The organism is Methanosarcina soligelidi (assembly GCF_000744315.1).
GTDB lineage: Archaea > Halobacteriota > Methanosarcinia > Methanosarcinales > Methanosarcinaceae > Methanosarcina > Methanosarcina mazei.
Map to the genome: position 1 here is coordinate 2116148 of NZ_JQLR01000001.1, position 12620 is coordinate 2128767.

Here is a 12620-nt window from a genome sequence, read left to right on the forward strand (position 1 = left end):
TAACAATGGATCCACTTGAAAAGATTTTTGGAAAGACTGCACAGATGACCGTCCTTAAAAACCTCATCGAGCACCAGAATGAATCAACGTATTTATCTGGAATAGCAGAAGAAACAGGCCTGTCGCACTCCAGCGTGTCAAGAGTAATTACCCCTCTAATAGAGTCGGGTATCGTAATAGAAAAACCTCTCGGCAAGCAGATCCGGACCTTCCAGCTGAACATGGAAAGCGACGCGACAAAATTGATTATAGATTTTTACAATAAAATCAATCAGATGCTGGAATAAACCTGAAATAGATCCCTGACGTCTGAACCAGGACAGCAAGATTTTCTGTCCTTTTCTAGTTTGCAAAAATAGTGTTCACTTTGTATAGTGTTCACTTTGTATAGTGTTCACTTTGTATAGTGTTCACTTTGTATAGTGCTTACTTTGGATAGTGCTTACCTTACTTTGGATAGTGCTTACTTTAGATAGTGTTCATTCGGATTAGTGTTCACTTTTGTATAGTGTTCACTTTGTATAGTGTTCATTCGGATTAGTGTTCGTTCTGGATTTACTTTTGAGGCGAGCTTTCTTTATCGTCCTCCTGCCCTGGTCATTTTTTACAATACTTTTCTTATTCTTCTACATTTGGCATGAAAGTGCTTCCAGATACTTTCATTTTTTGGGCATGTTATTTCAAGAATATCATGAGCGTTTTTCATCTAATTTTCTCAATGTATTCATATGCGGCTGTGGCTGCAATTGCCCCATCTCTTACCGCTGTTACAAGTTGCCAGATGGGAGTATCACGACAATCTCCTGCTGCATAAATCCCTTTCTCTGAGGTTTCCATCCAGCGGTCTGTTTTGATGAAGCCTCCTTCATCTTTTTCAACATCCACGAATTCGGTATTCGGGTGGATTCCTACATAGATAAAAACGCCATTGGTAGAAAGCTCACGGGTTTCTCTACTGTTAACATCTTCCAGGATAATTTTTTCGACTTTTTTAATTCCTTCCCTGGTCCCAACTATTTCCAGGACGTGCGAATTGAGTATTAACTCGATATTTGGAGTTCCGTCAACCCTGTCCTGAAGGACCCTGACAGCTTTCAAATGGTCCCGCCTGTGGACAAGATATACCTTCTGGGCAACTTTTGACAGGAAAAGAGCATCTGTAACAGCGGAGTTGCCACCTCCTACGACGGCTACAATTTTGTTTCTGAAAAAAGGCCCGTCACATATCGCACAGTAGGAGACTCCCTTACTGATCAGCTCTTTCTCTCCCGGAACGCCAAGGTGTTTTGGATTTGCGCCTGTGGCAATTATTACGGCTTTTGCCTCGAGGTCCCCACTGTCCGTTGTAATAATTTTCTTTGTTCCTTCAGACCTGACTGAAAGAACCTCTGTAATTGTGGTTTTTACCCCTACCTCCTGAGCATGTGTTCTAAATCTTTCCATGAGTTCAAGCCCCGAAATCGATGGAAAACCGGGGTAGTTCTCCACAATATCCGCCATTGAGATCTGGCCGCTGATCTCATTTCTCTCCAGAATAAGGGTATCAAGTCCATAACGCACAGCGTAAATCCCTGCAGTAAGTCCCGCAGGTCCCCCTCCTATAATAATCAGGTCGTACATATATAACCTCCAGAAAATAGAAATGTGTTCAAAAAGTAAATTTTAATCTGCTTTCATGTAATACGGGCTATTGCCTCGGCTTTTTTAGGAAGCCCTGTAAAAGCAGGTTCCCCGTCTATAAGAGTTGTAGGAACGCCAACTATGCCGTATTTATCAATTAGGGCCTGTCCTTCCTGGCTTTCTACATCAATTTCCTCATACTCAAAATCATATTTTGATTTAAGGTCGTTCCAGAACCGACGCGTCGCTGGGCAGGCAGTACACCAGGTGGCATGAATAAGTGTAACCTTTACCGTAGAAAGATACCTCCAAAAACTAAGATTGTAATTCCCATTTCTATTATTAATTTCTAGATATAAATACGTTGAGCGAATCTGTAATTCTAAAAACAAAGCTGAAGACTCCCCGGATAAGCCGTGGCGCCAAAAGCTTTAAACCAATAAGCTCCTAAAGCGGGTTATGCTCACATTTATAGGGCTGGGCCTTTTTGATGAATACGATATCTCCTTAAAAGGACTTGAAGCTGTTAAGGAAGCTGACCTGGTATACGCTGAGTTTTACACATCCTGTCTCATGGGGACAAACCCTGAGAAAATGGAAAAGCTCTACGGAAAGAAGGTTCATTTACTCTCAAGGGAAGATGTGGAACAGCACCCTGACTGGCTTGATAATGCCAGAGACAAAAAAGTAGCTTTCCTCACCGGTGGAGATACAATGGTCTCCACAACACATGTTGACCTGCGCCTCAGAGCTGAAAAGCTCGGGATAGAGACCCGTCTGATCCACGGGGCGTCCATCACATCAGCTGTTTCAGGGCTAACAGGGCTACAGAACTACCGGTTTGGGAAGTCTGCAAGCATTCCCTATCCTTATGAAAGCAGGCGAGGGACGAAAGTAATTTCTGAAACCCCTTATGATACCATAAAGCAAAATTCTTCATTCGGGCTTCATACTCTTGTTTTTCTGGATATCGATAAAGATAAGGGATTTATGTCCGTTAACATCGCCCTTAAGCTTCTCCTTGAAGTTGAAAGTAAAAGGGGGGAAGGAGTGATGGATAGGGCTGTTGCTGTGGGAATAGCAAGGGCAGGCTCGGAAAAGCCTGTAGTAAAAGCTGGTTACGCAGAGGACCTGAAAGGTTTTGATTTTGGAAAGCCTCTTCACATCCTTGTGGTTCCGGGAAAACTGCATTTTCTGGAAGCTGAAGCCCTTGTGAAACTTGCGGATGGGCCTGAAGAAATCATGGAAAACATTGAATGAAACTGAAAAAAATCTGTTGAGCAAAGAATAGCTGAATTACTGTATACACTTTCTGGTGGTCAAAATGCCTGCCGATTTGAATGAAAAGGTTAACCGGTACGAAGATATGTTAAAAAGAGCACTGCAAAAAGCAAAGTATGCTCCGATCCCGAACTCCCATATGCATGAGGTAGCAAAGGATTACTATACAATGGCAGAAGCTTACTATAAAGATGGAATCTACTTTCTTGAAAACGGGGATCCTGTAAATGCCCTCGCTTCCTTCAGTTACGGGCATGCCTGGCTCGATGCAGGAGCAAAACTCGGGGTTTTCGCGGTGGATGATGAAACCCTTTTTACAATATAAATAAGGCACTGAGACTTATTACAGAAAATTAAAACTATAAATTACAGAAAATTAAAACTATAATTCAAATTAAAAATCCAAAAGATTAAACTGAAAAACCATATAATACGTAAAACTTATAAATACAAACACGTATTCGAAGCCAGAATAATTAACATACTTTACTCTATTCTTTAGATTTCAATATTTTTCCCTATTCCGGGATAGTTAAAAACGTATACTATAATTACGGTGGACAATTATGAAGAACTTTCATGTGGTACTTGAAGCAGCTTGGTTGGTTAGAGATGTAAAAACGGCTGATGATGCGATAGGGGTTGCAATTTCCGAGGCTGGAAAGCGCCTGAACCCCAAACTCGATTTTGTAGAGGTAGATGTGGGAACCACATCCTGCCCGGTATGCGGTGAGCCTTTTAGCAGTGTTTTTATAGCAGCAAACACAGCACTTGTAGGGCTTATTTTCGAAATGAAGGTTTTTGATGCCGAATCTGCAGAACATGCAGAAAGGATTGCAAAATCCGTCATAGGGAAGTCTCTCCGCGATGTTCCGTTGACAGTTGTCGAAGTTACGGAATTTGAACGGTCAGTCGAAAAAGGTGAACAGCAGCAAAAAGGCAAGGCAAACAAATAAACAGGCTTCCTTCCTTTATGTGTGATGTGCCGCGGCAGAGGAAGGTGTACCTGTACGACTTCTTATTATGCAGGCAGCTTTGCGTAGCCAGGGATCAATTAAACCTCTGGCTGAATAAAATCTGTCCTGATATCTGCCACGGCAGAAAAGGATAAAATCAGTAATTTTATCTTTTTCTGAGTTTTTACTTTATTTGTCTTTTTAGAATATATCCCAATCCTAAAAAATTTCCGGGCTTCTCCCAGACCTGAAAAAGAGGAAACTGCATGGACAGAATTATCTCCGTTGTGGGGCATACTGCTCTTGATTATATCGTAGATGTCGAAAATATCGCAGGAAAAAATGAGTCTTCCCCTGTAATTGACTATGAAGAATACCCCGGGGGAGGGGCTGCAAATATCGCAGTTGCGATTGCAAAGCTGGGAGGAAAAAGCCAGCTGATATCTCCTGTAGGTACGGACTTTTCAAGCTCGGGGTATGAAAAGCTTCTTAAAGAGGCATATGTTGATCTTTCCCGCCTTTATACTATTGAAGACAGAAAAATCTCCAAGGCTTTCATTTTTACGGACAGGGAAGATAACCAGACCACATATTTTTACTGGGGAGCTTCCTCAAAATTCAAAGAGCTGGAACCTGAACCTGTGGATTTTGTTCATCTTGCAACAGCGGACTGTGTCTATAATGCAAAAATAGCGCAGATTGCAGGTTTTGTATCCTTCGACCCGGGACAGGACCTTGTCACTTATTCAAAAGAAAATCTTGAGACAATTCTCGCCCACACTGACATTCTTTTTGCAAACAAGCATGAAATCAAAAGGGTCTCAGAGATGACCGGAAAGAGTTTTTCCGAACTCAGGGATATGATTGATGTCATTGTTGTCACTTATGATGCCGAAGGCAGCATAATCTACAGGGGCGGTGACCAGTGGTCAATCCCTGTAGTTTCTGTAAAGGCTTTGGACCCTACAGGAGCAGGAGACGCCTACAGGGCAGGTTTTCTGCTTGCATACACAAGAGAGTATTCCCTTCCAACCTGTGGAAAAATCGGGTCAACAGTGGCTTCTTTTGCCGTACAGTCAAGGGGTTGCCAGACCAGTCTTCCGACATGGGAAGAAATGAAGTCCCGCTACGAAGCCAGTTTTGGAAATCTGGGAGCAGAAATTTAAGTTCGCAAAAATAATTGGAGCGGGCTGCTGAGAAAGGAAAGACATATAAAATATTATAATGATCCACACATTATAACTCGCGGATTATAACCTGGAAGTACAAAGAGAATAAAACCACGGAAGAGGATGCAGATGAAACTCGCAGCACTGGTCTCTGGCGGCAAGGACTCGATCTTTGCTATCCAAAAAGCCCTTGATGAAGGGCATGAGGTCACCCACCTCATAAATATTATCCCGGCAAGGGACGACTCATACATGTACCACTCAATTAACCTTCACATGGTAGAACTGATTTCTGCCGCCAGTGAAATCCCGCTGATACAGCAGCAGTCCAGCGGAATCAAAGAACTCGAACTGGACGACCTTACCCTTGCCCTCAGGAAAGTGAATGTCGATGGGGTGTCTGTAGGTGCTATAGAGTCTCAGTACCAGGCAAGCAGGGTTCAGAAGATCTGCGATTCCCTGGGGCTCAAGGTCTATGCCCCACTCTGGCACAGGGATCCCGAAGAGCTCCTTAATGAGATGTCAAAAGTTCTTGATATCAGGATTGTAAGGGTCGCAGCCGACGGTCTTGATAAGTCCTGGCTTGGGCGCCCTATTAATGTTAATTCCATCGAAAGCCTCAAAGCTCTCAACCGCAGGCGTATGGTCCATATGGCAGGGGAAGGAGGAGAATATGAAACTGTTGTCCTTGATGCTCCTTTCTTTAAAAAGCGCATAGAAATAGTAAAAAGCGAAATTGAATGGGAAGGCGACACCGGCACTTTAAAGATTCTGGACGCACGACTCGTCGATAAAAACTGATTTCCAGGCAGTCAACAATCCTGTGAAAACAGGAAAATTTACTTTTTTAGCCTGAACTCATAAATCTGAGTGTATCCAGGAATTTTAAATCAATCTCTTTTATTATCATTTAGTTGATCCCAAAACTCATAATTTGCCTCTGGGTCTTGTACTTAAGTAATAAATCGAGCTTCTCATTGTGAAAACAATCCTTGACTATTCTGGGAATTAGATTAAAACTGGGTTTTGGGATGGACTCCCCATTAAGTACATTTTAGATTCACTCTGTAAAAAAGAAACTAAATATTAAAAAATAGTTTGAGAATTTTAAAAACATTGAAAAATATTTTGGAATCTGGTAAATATTAAAAATAGTTTGGGAATTTAACTCCATGGCGGGAAGTCTCCTTCCTTGGAGACTATCAAGCCAGCAAAAAAAGGCATTTCAATTTCCGAGAAAAAATTGAAAGCAGTAATTCCCGGTGTTATCAGGGATTTTCAATTAAATCCAGGATCCTAAGGGCAAGGTACGCCCCATTTGCCCCGTTGTCAATTCCTACACTTCCGACAGGCACTCCCGGAGGCATCTGGGCTATGGAAAGAAGGGCGTCAAGCCCGCCGAGTTTTGCACTTACAGGCACGCCTATGACAGGTTTTTTAGTCTTGGAGGCCACGACTCCGGGAAGAGCTGCTGACAAACCCGCTATGGTAATAAAGACTTTTGCGTCCGTATTTGATATATAGATATCAAGCTCGTCAGGGTTTCTGTGGGCAGAAATGACCATTACTTCGTAAGTGTACCTGGTTTTTTCAATTACTGAAACCGCACGGTTGGCGATTGCCCTGTCGGACTCAGAACCCATAATCAGTGAAATATCAACCATTTTTTACTCCTTTGAGAAAGGTCAGGGCAGGCTTCCCTTTCCACTCAGTTCATTCTGGCGTTCGATGCTCATCCTGATAAGGATTTCAAAAATTTCCTTTACCGACCCTACATCGAGGTTGAGCTCGGTTGCAGTATTTAATGCCCTGTTGATTACAACCTCATTTTGCTTACGGTCATTTATGGAAGTTCCATTTATTCTTTTTGATTCAAGCACTTTTTCAGCAAGGTTAACCCTTTTATCAATAAGGGAAAGGATTTCCCTGTCAATCTCCTCTATTTCTTTGCGGACAGCTTCAAGTTCACTCAAGAGGACCCCTCCCTTTTAAAGGATATTGCGCCACTGTTATTTATACTGGTTTCTATGACTCTTCCCTCCATGCCGCAGCTTTCCCACGCAGACTTAAGTTCTTTTACCTGGTCAGCTTTTACCAGGGCTGCATAAGAAGGGCCTGTCCCTGAAAGGCTGACCCCTTTTACTCCGCATTCCAGAGCCCTGAGCATATACTCCGTATCAAACCCGAGAGCTCCGCAGTAAAGAAAGCCGTTAAGCGTCATTGCGCGTTCATAATCTCCTGCGAGAGCAAGCTCGTATGCCATTTCCACATATGGTGCGATCAGCCGTGAACGTTTTACATTCGTGTCCGCGCTGAAAGCCTTTTTTGATGGGGCGAATATAAGGACTCTTGAATCGGCTTCTTCACGTTTGATGAGTTTCATATTCCGGTTATCGGTAATTACAATACCACCCAGAAAAGAAGCGCAGGCATCGTCAAATGCTCCAGTGACAGTAACTCCCACTTCCCTTGCAGCCCTTACACCCAGTTTTATGATCTCAAGAGAGGGCATTGTTTCCCCCACCGCATGAAGGGTCGCAAGGACTGAAGCGTTTGCTGCTGCACTGCTGCTCTTAAGCCCTCCTGCAAGGGGGATTTCACCCCATGTCCTTATCGTGCCTCCAAGTTCCAGCCCGAATCTCCCAAGGACAAGTTCCACGCAGCGTTCTATAAGGCGAGTATCTCCTTCAGGCACCTCTTTGATTGAGCCGGTAATCACAGATTCGCTTTCAGAAAGTTCCACATCTGCAAAGGTTTTTAGATCTATTCCAAATGCTGCGCCTTTCCATGTAGCTATCGCATTTATTATCGTTCCAGCTCCGAAAGCGCAGGCGTGCCCTTCAAGTGTCATTACGTCCAGAATGCTCTGCTCTTTAATATTTTTTACCTCCGTTAGGAGGAAAAGTGAGGTTTAAATACAGGGCTCCGGATTTATTCCTCATAATGAAAGACTCCTCAGAATATAAATAGTAAATCCGAATAGTATATACATTATGTTCTTATCTAAACACTATAAATATTCTACATATTAAGTAAGCATCATTCAGTTCTCAATCACTTCCAGGACAATTCTAAGCAAGTAAAAACGGGGAATCCATATAGAGACAAGAAAAGTACAGCAAACAGGCGGATCCACTTATATCATTTCTCTCCCTAAACAGTGGGCCGAAAAAATGGGAATTGAAACAGGGACAAGAGTCTCCATTCAGGCTCAGCCAGACGGTAAACTGCTAATTGACCCTATTCTTGAAGGGCGAACAATAAAAACAAAAAGGATTGACGTAACGGGCTATGAAGCAAAGGCTCTCGAAAGGGATATTATTGCTGCGTACCTTTACGGCTATGACAGGATAGAGTTTACCTCAAAAAGAATACTCTCCGAGCAAAAACAGGTCATCAGGAAGGTCTGTTACAAGTTAATAGGGCCTGAAATCATTGAGGAAAGCTCAAACTGTGTTGTCATCCAGGACCTTCTCAACCCAAATGAGCTCCATATAAAAAAAGGCATACACAGGATGTTCCTGATCACAGGCTCCATGCAAAAAGATGCCATAAGAGCCCTCAAGACTGGCGATCACGACCTTGCTCTTGATGTAAGCCAGAGGGACGACGAGGTTGACAGGTTATGCCTCCTTATTTCCAAACAATTTCGTTCCATCCTCTGCGGAGGAAGGATGCCTGATTCTGCGGAAACGAGCATAGAGGAATACCATGATTTCAGGATGGCGGCAGGTCCTATCGAAAGGATAGCGGACCACTCCCAGAGGATGGCAACCGTTGCGTCAAAAATGAAGGAGCCGGTAAGAGAAGACGTGATGGAAGTCATAGAAGACCTCAGCAGCACGTATATGAAGCTGGTAGGGCAGGCAGTGGACGCCCTGTATAACTCTGACACCACACTTGCTAACCAGGTAATAGACAGTATAGATGACATTCATTCACGTGTAAGAGAACTGCGTTCCTCCATTCTTAAACTGGAGTCCCATGAAGCCATGATAGCCCTCGGGACTATAGTAGATAGCCTTTCAAGAATAGGAGACCTTGGAGCCAATATAGCTGAAATAGCTATAAATTCTGCAATCAGGGATAAATAATATTCTTGTACAAATTCGTAATAATTAATAATATTTCCGCAAAAAACTCGTATACTTTCTCAAAATAAACTGATGTGCGTAACAGAAACGTTTTCAAAATATAAGTTCTTTCGCCATCCTGAAAATTATTTTAATAAACTTATGTTATGCCTCAGCTCTCTTTTATGATCGGTATATAGAGAATTTTCTTTCTCTATAAGAATCCTTTACCTCCAAAGAAATTATATGAATAATTCTCTTTTTTAAATAATGCGAGTAAGGAAGATTCTACCTCTGCCGCGTTCTTTCTCATTTAGTTATCAAAGTAGATATAAAATTAAAGCACTAAAAAAAAGTGGACGGTTCCATCCAGTTTTCATTCTTGTTCAAACTGTCTGGAGGGACTCTGCTAAAACAATTCTCAGGATTATTTATGAGAAACTGCGCGGAGAACAGGACAAATTAACGCATGAATGCGGTGAGCTGGATTAAAGCAAAAGGTTCTGAGTATAGCGTTTTCAGGATAATGGGAACGGGAGAAATACAGGAGGACCAGATTAATGAAGATTTTAAAATCCTTAACAGGATAATGATGATTTATATTTTTAAGGTATGATGAATAAAAATAGGAAAAGATATAAAGGAAAGTACAGAAAATCAGTAAAACATAAAAATTTAATAGTAAACGAGTTTCAGATAGACTGAATACTCTCTTTACAAAAAATTTTTGCTAAATATGTTCCGGGGATCAGGCGATAAGAAGTAATATATTTATATTCTGGTGTTCTTTCACGCAGGCACTTCCTATTTTTTATATAGGAAAAACCTAGGTTTGCTATTTATTCCAGATATGCTAAAAAAGAGAACTCAGTATCTTTAATTTCCCGATTCCCACAGCTTAACAAGTGGAAATTATTTATATGCCAGGATTGATTAGATAAAAATATCACGAAAACACCAGTAACCCATACAGGAAAGCAATCCGAGAAATCCTTTGGTGTTATGCTTTTCCCAAGGGAGGGAAGCCATGAATATGATAAAACGATTTAAGGTAAGCTTTTCAAAAATGTTCAATAAACTGTTCAAGAAAAAAGGAGCATGTATCGGTATATACGGCCCCCCGAATGCCGGCAAGACAACCCTCAGTAACCGTATCCTTAAAGACTGGGTAGGAAGTGATGAAACAATGGGATCGGTTTCACACATCGCCCACGAAACCAGGCACGCAAAAAGGAAAAACGGTGTTACTATCGAAACTAACGGGCATACTATCAGCCTTGATATTGTTGACACTCCCGGGCTTGCAACAAAGATCGATTTCCATGACTTCATGGAACAGGGAATGAGCGATGTAGAATCAAAGAAAAGGTCCAAAGAAGCAACAGAGGGTGTAATTGAAGCTGTAAAATGGCTTGATGACCTTGACGGAGTCATACTGGTTATGGATTCCACAGAGAACCCCTATACTCAGGTTAATGTAACTGTTATAGGAAATATGGAAGCTAGAAACCTTCCGCTTCTCATTGTAGCAAATAAGGTAGACCTTCCTAACGCCGACCCAGGAGTTATAAAGGAAGCCTTCCCTCAGCACCCTATGGTACCTGTCTCAGCGCTTGAAGGAGTGGGTATGGACTCATTCTATGAAGCTCTGAGCAAACAGTTCGGGTGATCCAGATGCAGGGAATCCAACTTGACCTTATATCCGAAGCCAAAATTTCTCAGATGGCTTCCATGGAAAAAGTCCGGTATATAATCGATGAGGTGAGAAAGGGCAAAATCCTTGTGCTCGAAAAAGGTCTCAACCCTATGGAAGAGGCTAAACTCATTGAAATGACAATGTCAGCAATCCAGCCGGATGTATTTTCAGGTATCGAGATGCAGAGCTATCCTGCAAATGCGGACTCTTCTTTGCTGGGGAAATTTTTCAAAAAACAGAGCAGCAAAAGACTTACGGTTATAGGGCCCGCAAACCAGCTCAAAACCCTTAAAAAAGATAGGAATCTAATCAGTGCACTTGTCTCTGCAAGTAAGTAACGAAGTGGAAACAATGTGTGCCCAGAAGACCCAAGACCTGGAAGCAAAATTATCCCCTCCCCAGTCCCTAGGCTCCTTTGAGATGGGCAGGAACGATGTTGACGTAGTCTGTACCTACGGGAAAATTGCGGTATGGTTCGGACGAAAGGTCCCTGATTACATCATAGCGCAGGTACTTATCGGGATCTCAAAGGTAGATCCCTCTGCTGTTCATGAATTTGAAATGATCTGCGACTTTGATGAAATAACGGAGTATGAAAGTAAAGGTTATATTCTTGTTTCCTATGGCAAAACATCCGGCGGGTATCGTGTAAACTACAGCATTCCTTTTTCCAACAAGAAAGCTCTTTTCCATTTGTCCAAGTTCGTACTTGAAGAACTGCAAAAGGGGGACGTACGAAAGGATTTTTATTGGAATGGGAATGACTGCGATATCCAGAGGCTTTACCATGAATTCAGAAACAACATCGAGAGCTGGGAATTAAAAGCTATCAATTATAAGACTGAGTCGCAAACAAGCCGATAATGGGCAGACACAACAGCAGGATAAAAATAGAAGCTTCCGGAAATTTGTCCTGAAATTCCTACCAATAAGTTTAAGAAAATGAAAACAGGTTATCTCGCAGGGATTTCAGGATTTATAATCATAACAGTTAGGTAATCCTGTAAAGTTATCAGTCTCAGAAGCTCCGCCAGTTTTCCGAGATTCAGGTATTTTGAGATTATATTCTCATTTATCCGGTAGAAGTAAATAAAAAGTTAATAATTATTAATTATTGAGAACCCAACTCAATGCTTTTTGGAGAACTCATATGAAAACAGATCAGGTAGATCAGGTAATAGACTGCGAAGATGTAATAAAATCTATGAAATTTATCGTGGAAAACATAAATGAGGTGATTAAGCTACTGGACCGCGAAGATATTAAAAGCATGCTTCAGAAAATTCTTGAAGGAGATAGAATTTTTGTTATGGGGGCAGGGCGGTCCGGACTTGTTGCCAAAGCTTTTGCTATGAGGCTGATGCACCTTGGATTTACAGTATATGTTGTAGGAGAAACCACGACTCCTGCTGTCGGGCAAAAGGACGTTGTTATTGCTATCTCAGGCTCCGGGGAAACCCGCTCCATAGCAGACCTGGGAAAAATAGTCAAAGATATCGGCTCAACACTTATTACTGTCACCTCCAAAAAAGAGTCAACACTCGGCAGAACATCTGATATAACCATGGTCCTTCCGAGCAAGACCAAAAATGATCACGATGCAGGCGGCTCCCTTGAAAAGAATATGAGGGGAGATTATAAGAATTTGCCTCCCCTTGGCACTGCTTTTGAAATAATTTCCCTTGTTTTCCTGGACTCTGTAATTGCCCAGTTGATAAAGCTCAAAGGTGTTTCGGAAGCAGAACTCAAGTTGAGGCACACAAATATCGAATAACTGGCCAGAATCAAATACAGGTTTTAAATTTCCGCAAAGCAGGCTGCCAAG

Annotated in this window: 17 protein-coding genes; 12 read left to right on the top strand and 5 right to left on the bottom strand. The window is 42.1% G+C overall.

Annotation, left to right across the window (positions count from 1 at the left end; all coding sequences use genetic code 11):
* Window positions 1–5: 5 nt before the first annotated feature.
* Entirely contained in the window at window positions 6–287 is a 282-nt protein-coding gene (locus M886_RS09250; RefSeq protein WP_011034276.1) for a MarR family transcriptional regulator, read from the top strand.
* A gap of 415 nt (window positions 288–702) precedes the next feature.
* On the opposite strand, the gene trxB is transcribed toward M886_RS09250, so the two are convergent.
* Together trxB and M886_RS09260 are read right to left on the bottom strand one after the other, a co-directional pair.
* Window positions 703–1620, bottom strand: a complete 918-nt coding sequence (gene trxB, locus M886_RS09255; protein WP_048051063.1) for a thioredoxin-disulfide reductase — start codon at window positions 1618–1620, stop codon at window positions 703–705.
* A 53-nt stretch (window positions 1621–1673) separates the two neighbouring features.
* Window positions 1674–2012: a glutaredoxin family protein gene (locus M886_RS09260; RefSeq protein ID WP_011034278.1), complete on the bottom strand. Its 339-nt coding sequence runs from the start codon at window positions 2010–2012 to the stop codon at window positions 1674–1676.
* A 67-nt stretch (window positions 2013–2079) separates the two neighbouring features.
* On the opposite strand from M886_RS09260, the gene dph5 reads away from it, so the two are divergent.
* The 5 genes from dph5 (at window position 2080) to M886_RS09290 (ending at window position 5827) form a co-directional block, all read left to right on the top strand.
* Window positions 2080–2880, top strand: coding sequence for a diphthine synthase (gene dph5 / locus M886_RS09265; protein ID WP_011034279.1), 801 nt, complete (start codon window positions 2080–2082; stop codon window positions 2878–2880).
* Between the two features lie 64 nt (window positions 2881–2944).
* Window positions 2945–3226, top strand: a complete 282-nt coding sequence (locus M886_RS09270) for a DUF357 domain-containing protein (RefSeq protein ID WP_011034280.1) — start codon at window positions 2945–2947, stop codon at window positions 3224–3226.
* 241 nt (window positions 3227–3467) lie between these two features.
* Window positions 3468–3857, top strand: coding sequence for a DUF555 domain-containing protein (locus M886_RS09275; RefSeq protein ID WP_011034281.1), 390 nt, complete (start codon window positions 3468–3470; stop codon window positions 3855–3857).
* Window positions 3858–4123: 266 nt separating this feature from the next.
* The gene (locus M886_RS09285) at window positions 4124–5023 is read left to right on the top strand and encodes a carbohydrate kinase family protein (protein WP_011034282.1); all 900 of its coding nucleotides are present in this window, start codon (window positions 4124–4126) and stop codon (window positions 5021–5023) included.
* Window positions 5024–5155: 132 nt separating this feature from the next.
* Window positions 5156–5827: a diphthine--ammonia ligase gene (locus tag M886_RS09290; RefSeq protein WP_015412489.1), complete on the top strand. Its 672-nt coding sequence runs from the start codon at window positions 5156–5158 to the stop codon at window positions 5825–5827.
* A gap of 467 nt (window positions 5828–6294) precedes the next feature.
* Here M886_RS09290 and M886_RS09295 read toward each other — a convergent pair whose 3' ends face one another.
* Genes M886_RS09295 through M886_RS09305 form a run of 3 tightly spaced genes read right to left on the bottom strand, consistent with a single transcriptional unit; the run spans window position 6295 to window position 7877 of the window.
* The gene (locus M886_RS09295; protein ID WP_011034284.1) at window positions 6295–6690 is read right to left on the bottom strand and encodes a 5-(carboxyamino)imidazole ribonucleotide mutase; all 396 of its coding nucleotides are present in this window, start codon (window positions 6688–6690) and stop codon (window positions 6295–6297) included.
* A 21-nt stretch (window positions 6691–6711) separates the two neighbouring features.
* A complete protein-coding gene (locus M886_RS09300; RefSeq protein WP_015412490.1) occupies window positions 6712–6999 on the bottom strand; it encodes a chorismate mutase in 288 nt (95 codons plus the stop codon).
* Window positions 6996–7877, bottom strand: a complete 882-nt coding sequence (locus M886_RS09305; RefSeq protein WP_015412491.1) for a shikimate kinase — start codon at window positions 7875–7877, stop codon at window positions 6996–6998. The genes M886_RS09300 and M886_RS09305 overlap by 4 nt, the downstream gene beginning before the upstream one ends.
* Window positions 7878–8124: 247 nt before the next feature.
* Here M886_RS09305 and M886_RS09310 point away from each other — a divergent pair, with 247 nt between their 5' ends.
* From M886_RS09310 to hxlB, 6 genes are all read left to right on the top strand, one after another.
* Window positions 8125–9120, top strand: coding sequence for a phosphate uptake regulator PhoU (locus M886_RS09310; protein ID WP_084685066.1), 996 nt, complete (start codon window positions 8125–8127; stop codon window positions 9118–9120).
* Window positions 9121–9568: 448 nt separating this feature from the next.
* Complete coding sequence (locus M886_RS18655) at window positions 9569–9715, top strand: hypothetical protein (RefSeq protein WP_015412492.1); 147 nt, start codon at window positions 9569–9571, stop codon at window positions 9713–9715.
* A gap of 411 nt (window positions 9716–10126) precedes the next feature.
* Window positions 10127–10768 carry an Era-like GTP-binding protein gene (locus M886_RS09315; protein WP_015412493.1) on the top strand — a complete coding sequence of 214 codons (642 nt, stop codon included), beginning with the start codon at window positions 10127–10129 and terminating at the stop codon, window positions 10766–10768.
* Between the two features lie 5 nt (window positions 10769–10773).
* Window positions 10774–11133 (top strand): DUF2073 domain-containing protein, encoded by a 360-nt coding sequence (locus M886_RS09320; RefSeq protein WP_011034289.1) that lies wholly within the window; start codon window positions 10774–10776, stop codon window positions 11131–11133.
* A gap of 13 nt (window positions 11134–11146) precedes the next feature.
* A complete protein-coding gene (locus M886_RS09325) occupies window positions 11147–11659 on the top strand; it encodes a hypothetical protein (protein WP_011034290.1) in 513 nt (170 codons plus the stop codon).
* A gap of 286 nt (window positions 11660–11945) precedes the next feature.
* A complete protein-coding gene (gene hxlB, locus M886_RS09330) occupies window positions 11946–12569 on the top strand; it encodes a 6-phospho-3-hexuloisomerase (protein WP_015412494.1) in 624 nt (207 codons plus the stop codon).
* Window positions 12570–12620: the final 51 nt, after the last annotated feature.